The organism is Aeromicrobium sp., assembly GCF_023146395.1.
Taxonomy (GTDB): domain Bacteria; phylum Actinomycetota; class Actinomycetes; order Propionibacteriales; family Nocardioidaceae; genus Aeromicrobium.
In genome coordinates this window covers 476,040-494,253 of the sequence record NZ_JAGLCD010000004.1, presented here as the reverse complement: position 1 = coordinate 494,253, position 18,214 = coordinate 476,040, and the positions used below count along the sequence as shown (strand labels likewise).

Sequence of the window (18,214 nt, the reverse complement as noted above, 5' to 3'; positions counted from 1 at the left end):
GGCTCTTCCCGATCTTGCCGCGGCGGAGCGCCGCGACGACCCGCACTCTTGAGGGGAACCACCGATGGCCACCGACGAAACCCGCGCCGAGGCGAGCAATCCCGGCACCAGCCAGGCTCGACTCCAGGAGCTCACGAGCGATGCCGAGCTCTGGCCGCTCATCGCGGCCAACCCGAACACGTACGACGCCCTGCTGACCTGGCTCGGTGAGAACGGCGGGCCCGACGTCCAGGCGGCCATCGCGTCCCGCGGCGGCGCCGCGGAGCCCACGTCGGTGCTCCCGCCCGCGCCGCAGGCCCCGGTCGGCCCGCCGCTGACGCCCCCGCCCGGTGGCGCCGCGTTCCCGCCGCCGGGTGGAGCGACCCCGCCGCCGGCCGGCTTCGCGGCTCCCGGCGCGCCGCAGGGCGGGTCCGGTGGGTCGAAGAAGGGCCTGTGGATCACTCTGGCCGTCCTGGTCTTCCTGCTCGTGGCCGGCGGCATCGGCACCGGCGTCTGGGCCCTGACCAAGGGCGACGACTCCGACGACGACAACGACACCACGCAGTCCGACCCGTCCGACGAGCCCACGGACGACTCCCGCGACTCCGACCGCGACGACGACTCCGACCGTGACGACGACGCGTCGGACTTCTGCGACGTGATCGACGAGGTCGACACCGCGGCCTTCGACATCTACCTCTACTTCCCGGGTCTGGACGAGGTCGACGACCTGGAGGAGGCGCAGGCCGTTCTGGAGGACAACATCGACGACGCACCGAGCGACGTGGCTGACGCCATGGAGGTCCTGATCGACTACGCCGATCTCGTGGCCGACCTGGACAACAGCAGCGACATACCGTCCGACGCCGAGGACGACGCGTCCGACGCGTACGACGTCGTGTTCGAGTACTACCTCGACTGCTGACGACCCAGCCGGTCGGCGATGGCCCGCCTCCCGCGCCCCTCGAGGGTGCTGGGGGCGGGCCTTTCTCGTTCTGACAGGATCGTGAGGTGGCACCCACCCTTCCGGCCGCGGTCCTGTGGGACCTCGACGGCACTCTCGTCGACACCGAACCGCTCTGGATCGCCGCCGAGCACGAGCTCGCCGACCAGGTGGGTGGCACCTGGACCGCTCAGGACGCCCTCCAGCTCGTGGGATCGGACCTGCTGACGTCAGGACGCCTGCTCCAGCAGCACTTCGACACGGCCATGACGCCGGCGGAGATCGTCGACTTCCTCGTGACACGCGTGGCGCGCGGTCTGGCCGAGGGCGCGCCCTGGCGTCCCGGCGCGCGCGAGCTCGTGCTCGCCTACGCGCAGGCCGGCGTGCCGCAGGCGCTCGTGACGATGTCGTACGCGGTGCTCGCCGATCCGATCGCGGAGTCGTTGCCGCTGGACGGGGTGGTGACCGGCGACCGGGTGACCCGGGGCAAGCCGGATCCGGAGCCGTACCTGACGGCGGCTCGGATGTTGGGCGCCGATCCGGCGGCCTGCGTCGCGGTGGAGGACTCCGAGACCGGAGCCACCTCGGCGACCGAGGCCGGCTGCCAGGTGCTGGCCGTGCCCCACATGGTGCCGGTGGACGCGCACCCGAGACGGCGCCACGTGACGACCCTGGACGGCCTGACGCCGCACGCGGTTGCGACGTTGTTCACCGGCCTCGGCGCCTGAGCCGCTGGGTCACTCCACCCGGAAGGCGGGCATCGGCAGCACGGTGCCCCCGCCCTCGGGGCACAGGTCGCGATGAGCGCAGAACCGGCACAGGCCGCTGGGCCGCGGCCGGAAGTCGCGTGACTCCAGCGCCGTGGCCACCGCGGCCCAGATGGCGCGCAGCTTGCGCTCGGTGGCCAGCAGATCGGCCTCGGTGGGCACGTACCGCAGGATCTGGCCGTCGCCGAGGTACATGAGCTGCAGCAGCGACGGCAGCACGCCCCGGGCGCGCCAGACGACCAGCGCGTAGAACTTCATCTGGAACAGGGCCGTGTCCTCGAACCGCTCACCCGGGGAGCGCCCGCTCTTGTAGTCGACGATGCGGATGCGGCCGTCGGGGGCGACGTCGATGCGGTCGACGATGCCGGCCAGGACGAGCTCTTCCTCCGCCGCGGTCTCGAGGTGGCCCTCGACCCGGACCTCGCGCTCGGCCGGCTCGAGGGTCTGCGGGTTCTCGAGCCGGAAGTAGGCCTCGAGCAGTGCCTCGACCGAGGCGAACCAGGCATCGCGATCAGGGGTGCTCTCGGGGAAGAGCGTGGCCAGTCGGACGTCGTCGGCCAGCACCCGCTCCCACGCCGCGTCGACCAGGGCCTTGGCGGCCTCGGGCGTGCGGCCGGCGGCCGGCAGGTCGTAGAGGTCCTCGAGCACGGCGTGCACGAGCGTGCCCCGGGCCGCGACCGGAGAGGCGGGCTCGGGCAGGCGGTCGATCGTGCGGTACCGGAACAGCAGGGGACACGTGAGGAAGTCCGACGCCCGGCTGGGCGACAGGCGACGTCGCACCACGATCTCGTCCGTTCCAGCGACCATGAGCAGCACGGTATCCGGCCCGACCGACAGGTCGGGGAGGCGCACGGCGACCCACGATAGGTTGGGCGCCATGTCGACCTCGGGCACGATCCGCCTCGGGCGGGTGTGGTCCGTCCCGGTGCGCGTCCGTCCCGGCGCCGTGCTCATGGGCATTGTCCTGGTCGCCCTGTTCGCACCGCGCCTGGCCGATGCCGGATTCACCCGTCCCTGGGTCGTGGCGGTCCTGGCGGTCGCCTCGCTGTACGTCTCGGTGCTGCTGCACGAGGTGGCTCACGTCGCCGCGGCGCGTCACTTCGGTCTCCCGGTCCACTCGGTCACGCTGCACCTGCTGGGCGGGGAGACGCTGCTGGAGTCCGACAGCGCGACCGCCCGCCAGGAGCTCGTCACCGCGATCTCGGGCCCGGTCGCCTCGGCCGTGGTGGGCCTGGCGGCCCTCGGTGCGGGCGCGGCGGCCAGTGGCAGCAACGCCGCCGTGCTGACGACCCTCGGGTGGATCAACGTGCTCGTCGCCGGCATCAACATGCTGCCCGCGCTGCCCCTCGACGGCGGCCGCGTCGTGCGGGCGCTCGGCTGGGCGGTCACGGGTCGCGAGCGCACCGGCATCGTCGTGGCGGGATGGTCCGGCCGCCTCGCCGGGCTCGCGAGCTTCGGACTCGGCGGGTGGCTCTTCCTGCAGGACCGGCGCACCGCGTGGATCGACCTCGCCCTGTGCACCGTCGTCGGACTCTTCCTCTGGGCCGGCTCGACGCAGTCCCTGCGCATCGCCGATCGTGCGGCGCGCGTCGAGCGGCTGCACGTGCGCCGGATGTTCGACTCCTCGCGCCCCGAACCCGACTGGCCGCACCTGGACGTCGACCTCCGCGGCGACGCGCTCCTGCGCGCCATGAGCCAACAACCTGCGGAGGCGTACGCCGTCGTCGACGAGGACGGCGAGGTCCTCGGAACGCTGCGCACCCGCACCGTCAACCGTGTCTACCGAGTGGGAGCCCGACGATGACCAGCCCCGAGAACGCGCCGCTGTGGAGCCGGCGTGGACCCTTCGCCGAGGGCGAGTGGGTCCGGCTCAGCGACGCGAAGGGCCGCAAACACAACATCCAGCTCGTCGCCGGCAAGGAGTTCTCGACCAAGAAGGGCCAGATCCGCCACGACGACATCATCGACAGCCCCGAGGGGATCGTCGTCGAGGCCTCGTTGGGCGGGGAGTACCAGGTGTTCCGCCCGCTGCTGTCGGAGTACGTCGTGTCGATGCCGCGCGGGGCCGCGATCATCTACCCGAAGGACGCGGCCCAGATCGTCACGTGGGCCGACATCTTCCCCGGGGCCCGGGTCGTGGAGGCCGGTGCCGGCTCCGGCAGCCTGACGGCGTGGCTGCTGCGGGCCGTGGGCCCCGAGGGCCACGTCGGCTCGTACGAGATCCGCGAGGACTTCGCCGAGATCGCCCGCGCGAACGTCACGCAGATCGCCGGCGACCACCCCGCGTGGACCCTCACGGTCGGCGACGTCCGCGAGGTCGTGGCCGAGACCGAGATCGACCGGCTGATCCTCGACATGGTCGACCCGTGGAGCTGCGTGCCGATGGCGGCCGAACGGCTCGTGCCCGGTGGCGTCGTGTGCGCGTACGTCGCCACCACGACCCAGCTGTCCCGGTTCGTCGAGACCCTGCGCGAGCACGGGGAGTTCACCGAGCCGCGGTCCTGGGAGACGCTCGAGCGCAACTGGCACACCGAGGGTCTGGCCGTGCGCCCCGCGCACGGCGCAGGATCGCACACGGCCTACCTCGTGACGGCCCGGCGCATGGCACCCGGCCAGAGGGCCCTGGCCAAGACCCGCCGCCCGGCCCCCGGCGCGTACGGCCCCGACTACACCGGCCCCCGCCCGGCGGACCTGCCGAGCACGTGACCGTCCGGTGCCCGCGCCGCGTCACACGCCGACGTGCGATCGACACAGTGCTGCAACGTCCTCCGGGGTAGTGTCGAGGCCACGAGCTGGAGGTGTCACATGCCCGATGACGATGCACGTCCCACCCACCCCGACTCGCGCGCTGCCTCGGCGGCCGCGGAGGCGGAGCTGGCCTACCTGCGCGCCGAGGTCGACCACCTGCGCCGTCGGCTGAGCGGCGACGTCTCCGCCGACTCGCGGCTGCGCGAGATCGAGGCGAAGCTCGCCGCGACCTCGGCCCAGAACGAGCGGCTCACGAACACGCTGCGCGAGGCCCGCGACCAGATCGTGACGCTCAAGGAGGAGGTCGACCGGCTCGCGCAGCCGCCGACCGGTTTCGGCACGTTCCTGCAGCTCAACGACGACGAGTCCGTCGACGTGTTCACCGGCGGCCGCAAGATGCGCGTCAACGTCAGTCCGGCCGTCGACCGCGAGGCGTTGCAGCGCGGTCAGGAGGTCATCCTCAACGAGGCCATGAACGTCGTCCTCGCGCTCGAGTTCGAGCAGACCGGTGAGGTCGTGCTGCTCAAGGAGGTCATGGCCGACGGCGAGCGCGCCCTCGTGCTCGGCAACGCCGACGAGGAGCGGGTCGTGCGGATCGCGGCCAGCCTGGCGGACGTCAAGCTGCGGGCCGGCGACTCCCTGCTGCTCGACGGGCGGTCGGGCCACGTCTACGAGCGGGTGCCGAAGAGCGAGGTCGAGGAGCTCGTGCTGGAGGAGGTCCCCGACGTCGACTACACCTCGATCGGTGGTCTCGGCAGCCAGGTCGAGGTCATCCAGGACGCCGTCGAGCTGCCCTACCTGCACCCCGAGGTCTTCGTGGAGCACGAGCTCCGTCCGCCCAAGGGCATCCTGCTGTACGGCCCGCCCGGCTGCGGCAAGACCATGATCGCCAAGGCCGTCGCGGCCTCGCTGGCCCGCAAGGTCTCGGAGAAGACCGGCGAGGAGGGGCGCAGCTTCTTCCTCAACATCAAGGGCCCCGAGCTGCTCAACAAGTACGTGGGCGAGACCGAGCGGCACATCCGGCTCGTCTTCCAGCGTGCTCGCGAGAAGGCGAGCGAGGGCACCCCGGTCATCGTGTTCTTCGACGAGATGGACTCACTGTTCCGCACCCGCGGATCCGGCGTGTCGAGTGACGTCGAGAACACGATCGTGCCGCAGCTGCTGAGCGAGATCGACGGTGTCGAGGGCCTGGAGAACGTGCTGGTCATCGGTGCCTCGAACCGTGAGGACATGATCGACCCGGCCATCCTGCGTCCGGGCCGCCTCGACGTGAAGATCAAGATCGAGCGCCCCGACGCCGAGGCCGCCCGCGACATCTTCAGCAAGTACCTGACGTCGCGACTCCCGCTCCACGCCGACGACCTCGCCGAGTTCGGCGGCGACCGCGACGCCTGTGTCGCCGGCATGATCCAGCGGGTGGTCGAGCGGATGTACACCGAGACCGAGGAGAACCAGTTCCTCGAGGTGACGTACGCCAACGGCGACAAGGAGGTCCTGTACTTCAAGGACTTCAACTCCGGCGCGATGATCCAGAACATCGTCGACCGGGCCAAGAAGATGGCCATCAAGGACTTCCTCTCGGCCCAGCAGCACGGCATCCGGGTGCAGCACCTGCTGCAGGCCTGTGTCGACGAGTTCAAGGAGAACGAGGACCTGCCCAACACGACCAACCCCGACGACTGGGCGCGGATCTCGGGCAAGAAGGGCGAACGCATCGTCTTCATCCGCACGCTGGTCTCCGGCAAGTCCGGCGGCGAGCCGGGCCGGTCGATCGACACCGTCGCCAACACGGGCCAGTACCTGTAGGTGACGCTCGAGATCAAGGTCGTCTCCTACGCCGGGGACGACGCGCAGCTGCTCACGGCCGAGGTGCAGGCCGAGTACGGCCGGCGGTACGGGGGAGACGGCGACATCTCCCCGATCGACCCGTCGCAGTTTGACGCGCCCGACGGCCTGTACCTCGTGGGCTACGTCGAAGGCGAGCCGGCGGCGTCCGGCGGCTGGCGCCGCGGGGGACCGCGCGGCGCCAGCGATGCCGAGATCAAGCGGATGTACGTGCGTCCGGCCTTTGCCCGCCAGGGGCACGCGCGCGCGATCCTGGCCGAGCTGGAGCGCACGGCCCGCGCGGCCGGCGTCAACCGGCTCGTGCTCGAGACCGGACTGGCCCAGCCCGAGGCCATCGCCCTGTACGGGTCCAGCGGCTACGAGGCGATCGAGCCGTTCGGCTTCTACGCGTCCTACGGCGACTCCGTGCACTTCGGCAAGGAGCTCTAGCGCGGATTGAACACGTTCAGACGACTCGTGTAGCCTGCAGTTGAACACGTTCAACTGCAGGAGGTGGGCATGGCACGCACGGCGGCCGAGACGCGCGAGCTTCTCGCGGACACGGCGCTGCGTCTGTTCCGGGAGCACGGCTTCGACGCCACGACGATGCGTCGCATCGCGGCCGAGGCAGGTGTCTCGATCGGCAACGCCTACCACCACTTCGCCGGGAAGGACGAGCTCGTTCAGGAGCTCTACGTCCGCATCCAGGACGAGCACCGAGCAGTCGTCGAGCCTCGGCTGGTCGAGGGGGCGCCACTCGCCGACAACCTGCGCAGCGTGCTGCACGCGGGCCTCGACGTCATGAGTCCCTACCACGGCTTCGGTCAGACGTTCTTGCGCATCGCGGTCCAGCCGACCTCGAGCGCGAGCCCGTTCTCGGCGGACTCGGCACCGGCGCGGGAGCGCGCGCTCGGCCTGATGCGTCTGGCCGTCGACCGCTCCGGCACGAAGGTCTCGCCAGGACTCGGCGCCCGGCTGCCGCAGCTGCTGTGGCTCACCCACCTTGCCGTCACCCTGCACTGGGTCACGGACACGAGCCTCGACCAACGTCGCACTCGCACGTTGGTCGACGGACTGTGCCCGGTGGTCGGGCGGGCGATCGCGTTGTCGCGCCTGCCCGTCGCTCGCGGCCTCACCGATCAGGTCCTGATCCTGCTCGACAGCCTCTCCACCGATCTCGCGGACCCCGCCACGAAAGAGAGCGTCTCGTGACCGCTGCACGCACGATCGTCATCGCCGGCGCCTCGGGCTTCGTGGGTCGCCACCTGGTCGCGACCTGGCGCGCAGCGGGCCACCGCGTGCGCACGATCGGGCGGGCCCCGACCGACGACGCGCGCTGGGCCGACCCCGCGAGCCTCGGCACGGTGCTCGAGAACTCCGACCTCCTGGTGAACCTGGCGGGGCGCTCGGTGAGCTGCCGGTACACCAAGCGCAATGCCGACGCCATCTTCTCGTCCCGTGTCGGCACGACCGCCGGGCTCGGGCGGGCCCTGTCCGAGACCAGGCGTCCTCCCGCCCTCTGGGTCAACGCCAGTACCGGGACGATCTACCGCGACGCCCGCGATCGCCCCATGGACGAGCTGACGGGCGAGATCGGCAGCGGCTTCTCGGTCGAGGTCGCCCGGGCCTGGGAGCACGAGCTGCGCGCCGCCCCGACCGACGTGCGTCGCGTCGCCCTGAGGATGTCGATCGTGCTGGGCACCGGTGGCGGTGCCGTGAACCCGATCATCAACCTGGCCAGACTGGGTCTGGGCGGCCCCATGGGTGACGGGGGCCAGGTGTTCAGCTGGGTGCACCTCGACGACGTCCTCGGAGCCATCGAGCACCTTCTCGCCAGGCCCGACCTGTCCGGACCGGTCAACGTCGCCTCGCCCCATCCGGTGACCAATGCCGAGCTCATGGCGGCCACCCGTTCAGCGGTCGGACGGTCCCACGGTCTGCCGACCCCGGCCTGGCTGCTCGAGGCAGGAGCGAGGATCATCCGCACCGAGGCCGAGCTCGTGCTCAAGAGCCGGTGGGTCGACCCCGGCGTGCTGCGTGACTCCGGATTCGAGTTCCGCCACCCCCATCTCGCAGGAGCGCTGGAGCAGATCCTGGCCACCAGCCCCGGCGGCATCCTCGCCACGCAGCTCGGGTGACACCCGGGCCTGCGGTGCGCCCCCTAGGGTGGGCCCATGACGGTCCGCCGGGTCCAGGGCAGCGAGGTCGAGTACGGCATCGCAGTGCAGGGCCAGCCCCACGCCAACCCGATGGTCACCTCCACCCACGTGGTCAACGCGTACGCGGCAGCGCACGACCTGACCCGCCGGGCACGCTGGGACTTCGAGGAGGAGAGCCCCCTGCGGGACGCCCGTGGGTTCGACCTGAGCCGCGGTGACGCCGACCCGTCGCAGCTGACCGACGAGGACCTCGGCCTGGCGAACATCATCCTCACCAACGGCGCGCGCCTGTACGTCGACCACGCCCACCCGGAGTACTCCAGTCCCGAGGTCACGAACCCGCGCGACGTCGTGATCTGGGAGAAGGCCGGCGAGGAGGTCATGCGCTCGGCCGCCGAGCTCGCCGGACGCATCCCGGCCAACGGCACGATCGTGCTCTACAAGAACAACGTCGACAACAAGGGTGCGTCCTACGGGTCGCACGAGAACTACCTCATGAACCGGTCGGTGCCGTTCGAGCAGATCGTCACCCACCTCACGCCGTTCTTCGCCTCCCGACAGATCGTCTGCGGCGCCGGGCGGGTGGGCCAGCAGCAGGACGGCAGCGTCCACGCCTTCCAGATCAGTCAGCGGGCCGACTACTTCGAGGTGCCGGTCGGGCTCGAGACGACCCTGAAGCGGCCCATCATCAACACCCGCGACGAGCCGCACGCGGACGCGCGCAAGTACCGCCGCCTGCACGTCATCATCGGCGACGCCAACTGCGCCGAGACCTCGATCTACCTCAAGCACGGCCTGGCCTCGCTCGTGCTCTCCCTGGTCGAGGCGGGGGAGACCGTCACCGACCTGGCCCTGGAGAACCCGGTCCGGGCGCTGCACCAGATCTCCTACGACCCCACCCTGCGCACGGCCGTGACCCTCGCGGACGGCCGCACCATGACGGCCCTGGACCTGCAGGGGGAGTACCTGACCCGCTCGCGGGCGTTCGTCGAGCGGCAGGGTGACGACGATCCGCAGACGCACGACGTGCTGGACCGGTGGGAGAGCGTGCTGACCCGGCTCGCCCGCGACCCCATGGAGCTGGCCACCGAGCTCGACTGGGTCGCGAAGCTCGCGCTGCTCGAGCGCTACCGCGAGCGGGACGGCCTCGACTGGGACCACCCGAAGCTCCACCTGGTCGACCTGCAGTACCACGACGTGCGACCCGAGCGCGGACTGTTCCACCAGCTCGTGCGCACCGGACGGATGCAGCGACTCGTCGATCCGGCCGAGATCGAGGCCGCTGTCGAGGCGCCCCCGACCGACACGCGCGCCTACTTCCGCGGCAAGTGCCTCCAGCACTTCGCCGGCGACATCGCCGCCGCCTCGTGGGACTCGGTGATCTTCGACCTGCCGGGGTACGCCTCCCTGCAGCGCGTGCCCACGCTCGAGCCGCTGCGGGGGACGCAGGAGCACGTCGGCGCGCTGTTCGACGCCGGGCCCACCGCGACCGAGCTGTTCCGGGCGCTGACGACCGGCGACTGAGGGCGGGCCGGACACCCCGCGTTCGTCACGCGGCTGCAACCGATCTGGGTCTAGGGTGAAGACATGTCCGAGCAGCAGCACAGGAGCAACCGTCCGGCCAAGGACGACGAGCAGCAGGTCGACGACGTCCCGGTCGACACCGAGGCCAAGGCCAAGCTGGACGACGACGTCGACTCGATCCTCGACGAGATCGACGACGTGCTCGAGGAGAATGCCGAGGAGTTCGTGCGCAGCTTCGTGCAGAAGGGCGGGCAGTGATGCTGCCCGATGCCTTCCGCTCGGCAGGATCGGCCTCCTTCTCGGAGTTCCTCACCCAGCACGCCCCTGACCAGATGCCCGGCGCCGGCCGTGAGCGGACGCCGGAGCACACCGGCGCCGTCGACGGGGTCACCCACGGCACCACGATCGTCGCGGCCACGTTCCCCGGTGGGGTCGTCATGGCCGGTGACCGTCGCGCCACGATGGGCAACGTCATCGCGCAGCGCGACATCCAGAAGGTCTTCCAGACCGATGAGTACTCGTGCGTCGGCATCGCCGGAACTGCCGGTCTCGCGGTCGAGATGACCCGCCTGTTCCAGGTCGAGCTCGAGCACTACGAGAAGATCGAGGGCACGGTGCTCTCCACCGAGGGCAAGGCCAACCGCCTCGCCACGCTGATCCGCGGCAATCTCGGCATGGCGATGCAGGGACTCGCCGTCGTGCCGCTGTTCGCGGCCTACGACCTCGACCTGGGTGTCGGACGCATCTTCGCCTTCGACGTCACGGGCAACCGCAACGAGGAGCGCACGTTCCACTCGGTCGGCTCGGGCTCGCTGTTCGCCCGCGGATCGCTCAAGAAGCTCTACCGCGACGACCTCTCCGAGCGCGACACCGTCACGGCGGCGGTGCAGGCGCTCTACGACGCCGCCGACGACGACTCGGCCACGGGCGGGCCCGACCTGGCCCGGCGTATCTTCCCCATGGTCGCGGTCATCACCGCCGACGGCTTCCGGGCGTACTCCGACGACGAGACCGCCGCGATCGCCGACCAGGTCGTCGCCGCCCGACTCACCGCGCCGGACGGCCCGTCCGCGCCGCTGATCTGACGAAGGGAGCGGCACCATGACGCAGCAGTTCTACGTCTCGCCCGAGCAGCTCATGAAGGACCGGGCCGACTTCGCCCGCAAGGGCATCGCCCGCGGCCGGTCGGTCACCGTGGTCCAGTACGCCGACGGCATCGCGTTCGTCGCCGAGAACCCCTCGCAGGCCCTCCACAAGATCAGCGAGATCTACGACCGCATCGGCTTCGCGGCCGTGGGCCGGTACAACGAGTTCGAGAACCTCCGGATCGCGGGCGTCCGTCTGGCCGACCTGCGGGGCTACTCCTACGACCGGCGCGACGTCACCGGACGCAGCCTGGCCAACGCCTACGCCCAGACCCTCGGCACGATCTTCTCCTCCGGCGGCGAGAAGCCCTACGAGGTCGAGCTGTTCGTGGCCGAGCTCGGCGCCGACCCCGAGGCCGACCAGATCTACCGCCTCACCTACGACGGCTCCGTCGCCGACGTGCGGGGGTGGGCCGTCATGGGGGGCACGACCGAGTCGGTCGAGCAGTGGTTCACCGATCACTACACCGCCGGTCTCGACCTGGGCGCAGCGCTGCGCCTGGCGCAGTCGGCCCTCGGCCACGACGACGCGGCGCCGCGTGAGGTGCCGGCGACCTCGCTGGAGGTCGCGGTGCTCGACCGCACCCGCAGCCAGCTGCGCAAGTTCAAGCGCCTGCCCGACGCCGTCGTGGCCGAGCTGCTCGGGGAGTAGTCGACATGGACCGGCGCATCATGGGCATCGAGAACGAGTACGGCGTCACGTGCTCGTTCAAGGGCCAGCGCCGCCTGTCGCCCGACGAGGTCGCGCGCTACCTGTTCCGCCGGGTCGTGTCCTGGGGCCGCAGCAGCAACGTCTTCCTGCGCAACGGCTCGCGGCTGTACCTCGACGTCGGCAGTCACCCGGAGTACGCCACGCCCGAGTGCGACGACGTCGCTGAGCTCGTGACGCACGACAAGGCCGGCGAGCGCATCCTCGAGGGACTCATGCTCGACGCCCAGCAGCGGCTGAGCGACGACGGCATCGAGGGCGACATCTACCTGTTCAAGAACAACACCGACTCCGCCGGCAACTCCTACGGCTGTCACGAGAACTACCTGGTCACCCGCAGCGGTGAGTTCAGCCGGATGGCCGACGTCCTGATCCCGTTCCTGGTGTCGCGCCAGATCATCTGCGGGGCCGGCAAGGTGCAGCAGACCAGTCGCGGCACGATCTTCTCGGTCAGCCAGCGGGCCGAGCACATCTGGGAGGGCGTCTCCAGCGCCACCACCCGCTCGCGGCCCATCATCAACACCCGCGACGAGCCGCACGCCGACGCGGAGCGCTTCCGCCGGCTGCACGTCATCGTCGGCGACTCCAACATGAGCGAGACCACGACGCTGCTCAAGGTCGCCACGACCGAGCTCGTGCTGCGCATGATCGAGGCCGGCGTCACGATGCGTGACCTGACGCTCGACAACCCCATCCGGGCGATCCGCGAGATCTCGCACGACATGACGGGACGCAAGAAGGTCCAGCTCGCCAACGGGCGTGAGCTCTCGGCGCTGGAGATCCAGGCCGAGTACTTCGGCAAGGCCGCGGAGTTCGTCGACCGGCAGGGGATCGACGACCCGGTCGTGCACCGGGCGCTCGACCTGTGGGAGCGCACCCTCAAGGCGGTCGAGTCCGAGGACCTCTCGCTCGTCGAGCGCGAGATCGACTGGGTCATCAAGCTGCGGCTGCTCGAGCGCTACCGCACGAGCCACGACCTGAGCTGGGGTGATCCGCGGATGGCCCAGCTCGACCTGGCGTACCACGACATCCGCCGCGACCGCGGTCTCTACTACCTGCTGGAGCGCAAGGGAGCCGTCGCGCGGGTCACGCGCGACCTGGACGTGTTCCGGGCCAAGTCCGTGCCGCCGCAGACCACGCGCGCCCGCCTGCGGGGCGAGTTCATCAAGCGGGCCCAGGAGCGCCGCCGCGACTTCACGGTCGACTGGGTGCACCTCAAGCTCAACGACCAGGCGCAGCGCACCGTGCTCTGCAAGGACCCGTTCCGGTCGGAGGACGACCGCGTCCAGCGGCTCATCGACGGCATGTGACCGCGGCGGGCCAAGCCGTGCGGGGTGATTGGCTAGGGTGGGGCTCGCTCTGTCGTCGATGGCGCGTCCGTGCGCTGATACCCGAGGTCCTTCCGTGCGCCGCAACACCGTTCTCGCCCTGTCCACCGTGGTGGTCATGGCGGTCGTCGCCGCCCTGCTGATCGTGCTCACCCGTGGCGACGACTCCCTCGCTGGCGTGAGCGTGACCGAAGGCGAGGTCCCGACGATCAACGTCGACGAGCCGGTCGAGGTCGATCCGGGCGATCCGAAGGTCGATACCCTGACCGAGGGTGACGGGCGCGAGGTGGCCGAGGGCGACTACTTCCGCGCCAACTACATCTTCGCCGACGGCGAGACCGGCGAGCAGCTCGAGTCGTCGTACGAGCCGCCGGCCGAGGGGGCGCCGGCCTCGTCCGTCGTCTTCGAGATGACCCCGTCCGACGAGGCCGCCTCGCCGCAGTCGGCCCCGGGCCTGCCGGGTGGACTGGTCGACGCGTTGGCCGACACCACGGTGGGATCCAGCGTGCTGGTCGCCCTGACCGCGGAGGACTTCTTCGGATCCGACGTCTACGACCAGGCCGAGGCTCAAGGTGGTGCCGATCAGCTGCCGTACACCCGCGAGCAGGTGCTGCTGTTCTACCTCCAGATCGAGGACTCGATCGACACCAAGGCCGATCCGGCCCCAAAGGGCGAGGAGACCGACCTGCCCGCCGGCGTGCCGTCCCCGATCGTCGACGGCGACTCGGTCACGGGCCTCGACGGTGCCGGCGCCACCGAGCCGGTGGCCGACGGCGTGTTCCCGGTCATCACCGGCGACGGTGACGCAGTGGAGGCCGACGACTACGTCTACGCCAACTACGTGGGCCAGCTCTACCCGGATGGCGAGGTGTTCGACTCCTCCTTCGAGCGCGACGCCCCTTCGCTGTTCTCCCTGACCGGGGTCATCCCGTGCTGGACGAACGAGCTCACGGGGCAGACCGTCGGGTCGCGGGTCGTGCTGACCTGCACCTCCGAGAGCGCGTACGGCGAGGGCGGCGGCGCCGGCGGCGCGATCCCGCCGAACGCTCCGCTGACCTTCGTCGTCGACATCGTCGCGACCCTCTGAGCCGGGGACTTCGTGGCCGAGCGCAAGTCCGAGAGGTTGATGAACCTCATCTTCCTGCTGCTCTCGACCCGCCAGTTCCTGACCAAAGACCAGGTGCGGGCCGCGATCGAGGACTACCGCGACTCCGGCGACGAGGCCTTCAACCGCATGTTCGAACGCGACAAGGGCGAGCTGCGCGATCTCGGCATCCCGCTCGAGATCGGCAGCTTCGACCCGCTCCACGAGGACATGCAGGGCTACCGCATCCCGCGTGACGCCGCCGAGCTGCCCGAGCTCGAGCTCACGGCCGAGGAGTCCGCCGTGATCGGACTGGCCGCCCAGGTCTGGGAGCACGCGGGGCTCGCCGGTCAGTCGGGTGATGCGCTGATCAAGCTCAAGGCCGCAGGAGTCGCGATCGACACGAGCGCCGTGCCGTTGGCGCAGCCGCGGATCCCGGCGGCCGAGCCGGCCTTCGACGCGGTCTGGGAGGCCGTCCGGGCGCACCAACCGATCCGCTTCACCTACGGGCGCACCGGCGAGGCCCCGGCGGAGCGCCACCTGCAGCCGTGGGGCGTCCTGTCGTGGCGCGGACGGTGGTACGTCGGCGGCCACGACCTCGATCGTGAGGGTCCTCGCATGTTCCGCGTCTCGCGCATCCTCGGTGAGGTCCGACCGGCCGGTCCCGCGGGGTCGTACACGGTCCCCGAGGGCGCCTCCGTGCGTGATCTGGCGGCGTCCTTCACCACGAACGATCCGGTGGGGGAGGCCGTGCTCCGTGTCCGTCGTGACCGCGCCCTGCCCCTGCGCCGTCACGCACTGGCGGTACGACCGCTCGACGACGAGCACGACGAGGTCGTCGTCGGCTACCGCTCGACGTGGGAGCTGGCCGCCGCCGCCGCCTCGTTCGCGCCCCACGTGCTCGTCGTGGAGCCTCCCGAGGCACGCTCGCTCGCGATCGAGGTGCTGCGCTCTGCCGCGGAGGCCAACGCCGACGCCGACACCGACTCCGACGAGCAGGCGCTCGCATGAGGCCGTCCGCCCGCGACGTGCAGCGCCGTCTGGCCCTGGTGCCGTACCTGCGGAGCAAGCAGGGCGTGTCGGTCGACGAGGTCGCCCGGGAGTTCAACGTCAAGCCGCGCGTGATCCGCAAGGACGTCGAGCAGCTCATGATGACGGGGGTCGGCGCGCACGGCGGCGAGCTCATCGACATCGACCTGTTCGCCTTCGAGGACGACGACCGCATCTACATCTCGAACGCCGACTTCATGACCCGGCCCATGCGGATCAACGGCGGTGAGGCCGCGGCGCTGATCGTGGCGCTGCGGGCGCTCCGCGATGCCGCCGGCCACGCCCACGCCGACGTCGTCGACTCGGCGCTGTCGAAGCTGCAGGGTGCGGTCGGCCACCAGACCCCCGAGTCCGTCGCCGTCGTCGTCGAACCGGTCGACCACGACGTGCTGGGCGCCGTGCGCCGTGCCCTCGGCGCCGGCCGGCGCCTCGAGATCGTCTACACGACGGCGTCTCGCGACGCCGTCTCGACCCGGCAGGTCGACCCGATCGCGATGTTCGTGCGCGAGGGCCACGAGTACCTCGACGCCTGGTGCCACTCCGCCGAGGGGCAGCGGTTCTTCCGCCTGGACCGGATCGAGCGGGCGGAGGTGCTCGACACGCCGGTCGAGAGCCGGACCGTGGTGCCCCGCCGCGGCGACGCCGGCTTCTTCAGCTCCGGCGAGGGCGCCCTGCAGGTCGAGCTCGAGATCACCCCGGCGGCGCGATGGGTCGTGGAGTACTACGACGCCGAGGTCCTCGACGACTCCAGCGACCTCTGGCGGGTGTCTCTCGTGGCCGGTGACGAGGCCTGGGTGCGCCGACTCGCGCTCCGGGCCGCCGGGTCGATCCGGGTCCTGGCGCCGGACACGGTGCGGTCTGACGTGACGGAGCATGTCCGCTCAGCCCTGGCGGCGTACGATGGGCTCACGCCCGCAACCGAGGAGTTCTGATGTTCAAAGGTATCGGCGCACCCGAGATCCTGCTGATCCTGGCGGTGGTGCTGCTGTTCTTCGGCGCTGCGAAGCTTCCCGAGCTTGCGCGCGGCTCCGGCCGCGCCCTGCGCATCTTCAAGTCGGAGATCAAGGAGCTCGAGGACGACGACCAGAAGCGCGCGAGCGACACGGAGGCGTCGACCGACACCACGTCCGACGCCGAGGAGCGGCGGACGCGTCAGGTCGAGATCACCCGCGTCGACGGTCCCGACGACAAGCGCTGATCCGCCTTGGGGCGGAACAAGGGCGCTCCAACGGCGCCCGGCGGCAGCATGCCGCTCCTCGATCACCTGCGTGAGCTGCGGTCCCGGCTGCTCCGCGGTGTCCTGGCGATCGTGGCCGCCACGGTGCTCGGGTTCGTCTTCTACGAGCAGCTCCTGGCGTTCCTGACCGAGCCCTACCGTGGCATCGAGCCGCAGCTGGCCGACCAGGGGATCGACACCAATCTCGTCATCACCGGTATCGGTGGCGCGTTCCAGTTCCAGCTCAAGATCGCGCTCGTGGCCGGGATCGTCATGGCCAGCCCGGTCTGGATCTGGCAGCTGTGGGCCTTCGTCCTGCCGGCGCTGCACCGCCACGAGCGCCGCGGGGCGCTGCTGCTGACCGGGATCGGGGTTCCCCTGTTCCTGGCGGGGGTCGCCCTGGCCTACGTCATCCTGCCCAAGGCCATCCTGCTCCTGATCGGCTTCGTTCCCGACGGCTTCGAGAGCCTCGTGAGCGGGACCGAGTACTACGACTTCATCATCCGCATGATGCTGGTGTTCGGGATCGCCGCGGAGATCCCGCTCGCGGTCGTGCTGCTGAACCGCCTGGGCGTCGTCAGCGGCAAGGCCCTGGTGCGAGCCCGCCCCTGGACCGTCGTCGGGATCTTCGTCTTCGCCGCCGTCGCGACGCCCAGCACCGATCCGCTCACGATGCTGTTCCTCGCGATCCCCATGACGATCCTGTACCTGGTGTCGGAGACGATCGCGCGGCTCACCGACCGGCGCCGGGCCGCGGCCGTCCCGGAGATCAGCGACGACGAGGCCTCGCCCCTGTGAGGCGCGCGGCCCTCGTCGTCAACCCGATCTCCGGCAGGCGCAGGGGCGAGGCCATCGCCACGGTCGCGGCGGAACGGCTGCAGGATGCCGGCTGGACGCTCGACCAGGTCACGGGCGACGACCTCCCGTCGGTCCGCTCCTCGCTGCGGGCCGTCCTGGCCGGGGGAGTCGACACCGTCGTGGTCGTCGGCGGCGACGGCGCCCTCCACGGCATCCTCGACCTCCTCGTCACGTCAGACGCGACCCTCGGGCTCCTGCCCGCGGGCACGGGCAACGACCTCGCTCGGGCGCTCGGGCTGCCCTACCGTGATCCGGAGGCCTGTCTCGACCTGCTCCTGGCCAGTCCGCCGCGTCGCATCGACCTCGCCCGGGTCCGCTGCGGTGAGCAGGAGCGTCTCGTCGCGACCGTCGTGGCGTCGGGCTTCGACTCCAAGGTCAACGAGCGCGCCAACGCGATGCGCTGGCCCCGCGGCAACATGCGGTACAACATCGCGATCCTCGCCGAGCTCCGCGCGTTCGCGCCGATCCCGTTCGTCCTGGAGCTGACCGACGCCGGCGGAGCCACGAGCCGTGTCGACACCGACGCCATGCTCGTCGCGGTCGGCAACGGCCCGTCGTTCGGTGGCGGGCTGCGCATCGCCCACGGCGCCGTCCTCGACGACGGCCTGCTCGACGTCTGCCTGATCCGCCCCGTCAGCCGCTCGCTCCTGGTCCGCACCTTCCCGAAGCTGCAGCGCGGCACGCACGTGACCATGCCCGAGTTCGAGCGCCGGCTGGTCCGGTCGGTACGGCTCGACGCCCCGGACATCGTGGGCTACGGCGACGGTGAACGCCTCGGTCCGCTGCCGCTGTCGGTCGAGATCGTGCCGGCCGCCCTCGCGGTGCTCGCGCCCGCCAGCGAGGGCTGACCCCACCCCCGCCCGCCCTTCCGTAGGCTGGG

20 protein-coding genes are annotated in these 18,214 nt (G+C 70.9%); 19 read left to right on the top strand and 1 reads right to left on the bottom strand.

Annotation, left to right across the window (positions count from 1 at the left end):
• Positions 1 to 64 precede the first annotated feature (64 nt).
• A complete protein-coding gene (locus KAG51_RS04465; protein ID WP_290581033.1) occupies positions 65 to 904 on the top strand; it encodes a hypothetical protein in 840 nt (279 codons plus the stop codon).
• An 86-nt stretch (positions 905 to 990) separates the two neighbouring features.
• Positions 991 to 1,650, top strand: a complete 660-nt coding sequence (locus KAG51_RS04460; RefSeq protein ID WP_290581031.1) for an HAD family phosphatase — start codon at positions 991 to 993, stop codon at positions 1,648 to 1,650.
• A 9-nt stretch (positions 1,651 to 1,659) separates the two neighbouring features.
• Here KAG51_RS04460 and KAG51_RS04455 read toward each other — a convergent pair whose 3' ends face one another.
• Entirely contained in the window at positions 1,660 to 2,583 is a 924-nt protein-coding gene (locus KAG51_RS04455) for a PD-(D/E)XK nuclease family protein (RefSeq protein WP_290581029.1), read from the bottom strand.
• Between KAG51_RS04455 and KAG51_RS04450 the strand changes: the two genes are divergently transcribed.
• The 17 genes from KAG51_RS04450 (at position 2,567) to KAG51_RS04370 (ending at position 18,182) form a co-directional block, all read left to right on the top strand.
• On the top strand, positions 2,567 to 3,493 hold the full coding sequence (locus KAG51_RS04450) for a site-2 protease family protein (protein WP_290581027.1): 927 nt from the start codon (positions 2,567 to 2,569) through the stop codon (positions 3,491 to 3,493). The two genes, KAG51_RS04455 and KAG51_RS04450, sit on opposite strands and share 17 nt — an antisense overlap.
• Positions 3,490 to 4,395 carry a tRNA (adenine-N1)-methyltransferase gene (locus KAG51_RS04445; protein WP_290581025.1) on the top strand — a complete coding sequence of 302 codons (906 nt, stop codon included), beginning with the start codon at positions 3,490 to 3,492 and terminating at the stop codon, positions 4,393 to 4,395. The genes KAG51_RS04450 and KAG51_RS04445 overlap by 4 nt, the downstream gene beginning before the upstream one ends.
• 99 nt (positions 4,396 to 4,494) lie before the next feature.
• Entirely contained in the window at positions 4,495 to 6,243 is a 1,749-nt protein-coding gene (arc, locus tag KAG51_RS04440; RefSeq protein WP_290581023.1) for a proteasome ATPase, read from the top strand.
• The gene (locus KAG51_RS04435; RefSeq protein ID WP_290581021.1) at positions 6,244 to 6,711 is read left to right on the top strand and encodes a GNAT family N-acetyltransferase; all 468 of its coding nucleotides are present in this window, start codon (positions 6,244 to 6,246) and stop codon (positions 6,709 to 6,711) included.
• Between the two features lie 69 nt (positions 6,712 to 6,780).
• Complete coding sequence (locus KAG51_RS04430) at positions 6,781 to 7,473, top strand: TetR family transcriptional regulator (protein ID WP_290581019.1); 693 nt, start codon at positions 6,781 to 6,783, stop codon at positions 7,471 to 7,473.
• Positions 7,470 to 8,399, top strand: a complete 930-nt coding sequence (locus tag KAG51_RS04425) for a TIGR01777 family oxidoreductase (RefSeq protein WP_290581017.1) — start codon at positions 7,470 to 7,472, stop codon at positions 8,397 to 8,399. Before KAG51_RS04430 ends, KAG51_RS04425 begins: the two co-directional genes overlap by 4 nt.
• A 36-nt stretch (positions 8,400 to 8,435) precedes the next feature.
• Entirely contained in the window at positions 8,436 to 9,944 is a 1,509-nt protein-coding gene (gene dop / locus KAG51_RS04420; protein ID WP_290581015.1) for a depupylase/deamidase Dop, read from the top strand.
• Positions 9,945 to 10,007: 63 nt separating this feature from the next.
• Positions 10,008 to 10,202, top strand: a complete 195-nt coding sequence (locus tag KAG51_RS04415; RefSeq protein ID WP_290581013.1) for a ubiquitin-like protein Pup — start codon at positions 10,008 to 10,010, stop codon at positions 10,200 to 10,202.
• Positions 10,202 to 11,029 carry a proteasome subunit beta gene (gene prcB, locus KAG51_RS04410; RefSeq protein ID WP_290581261.1) on the top strand — a complete coding sequence of 276 codons (828 nt, stop codon included), beginning with the start codon at positions 10,202 to 10,204 and terminating at the stop codon, positions 11,027 to 11,029. Before KAG51_RS04415 ends, prcB begins: the two co-directional genes overlap by 1 nt.
• Positions 11,030 to 11,045: 16 nt before the next feature.
• Entirely contained in the window at positions 11,046 to 11,741 is a 696-nt protein-coding gene (gene prcA / locus KAG51_RS04405) for a proteasome subunit alpha (RefSeq protein WP_290581011.1), read from the top strand.
• Between the two features lie 5 nt (positions 11,742 to 11,746).
• On the top strand, positions 11,747 to 13,108 hold the full coding sequence (pafA, locus tag KAG51_RS04400; RefSeq protein WP_290581009.1) for a Pup--protein ligase: 1,362 nt from the start codon (positions 11,747 to 11,749) through the stop codon (positions 13,106 to 13,108).
• Positions 13,109 to 13,202: 94 nt separating this feature from the next.
• Positions 13,203 to 14,213 carry an FKBP-type peptidyl-prolyl cis-trans isomerase gene (locus KAG51_RS04395; RefSeq protein WP_290581007.1) on the top strand — a complete coding sequence of 337 codons (1,011 nt, stop codon included), beginning with the start codon at positions 13,203 to 13,205 and terminating at the stop codon, positions 14,211 to 14,213.
• Between the two features lie 39 nt (positions 14,214 to 14,252).
• The gene (locus KAG51_RS04390) at positions 14,253 to 15,221 is read left to right on the top strand and encodes a WYL domain-containing protein (RefSeq protein ID WP_290581005.1); all 969 of its coding nucleotides are present in this window, start codon (positions 14,253 to 14,255) and stop codon (positions 15,219 to 15,221) included.
• The gene (locus KAG51_RS04385) at positions 15,218 to 16,192 is read left to right on the top strand and encodes a WYL domain-containing protein (RefSeq protein ID WP_290581003.1); all 975 of its coding nucleotides are present in this window, start codon (positions 15,218 to 15,220) and stop codon (positions 16,190 to 16,192) included. The genes KAG51_RS04390 and KAG51_RS04385 overlap by 4 nt, the downstream gene beginning before the upstream one ends.
• Entirely contained in the window at positions 16,192 to 16,458 is a 267-nt protein-coding gene (tatA, locus tag KAG51_RS04380) for a Sec-independent protein translocase subunit TatA (RefSeq protein ID WP_290581001.1), read from the top strand. Before KAG51_RS04385 ends, tatA begins: the two co-directional genes overlap by 1 nt.
• A gap of 48 nt (positions 16,459 to 16,506) precedes the next feature.
• On the top strand, positions 16,507 to 17,274 hold the full coding sequence (gene tatC / locus KAG51_RS04375; RefSeq protein ID WP_290580999.1) for a twin-arginine translocase subunit TatC: 768 nt from the start codon (positions 16,507 to 16,509) through the stop codon (positions 17,272 to 17,274).
• Entirely contained in the window at positions 17,271 to 18,182 is a 912-nt protein-coding gene (locus KAG51_RS04370; protein ID WP_290580997.1) for a diacylglycerol kinase family protein, read from the top strand. The genes tatC and KAG51_RS04370 overlap by 4 nt, the downstream gene beginning before the upstream one ends.
• Positions 18,183 to 18,214 lie beyond the last annotated feature (32 nt).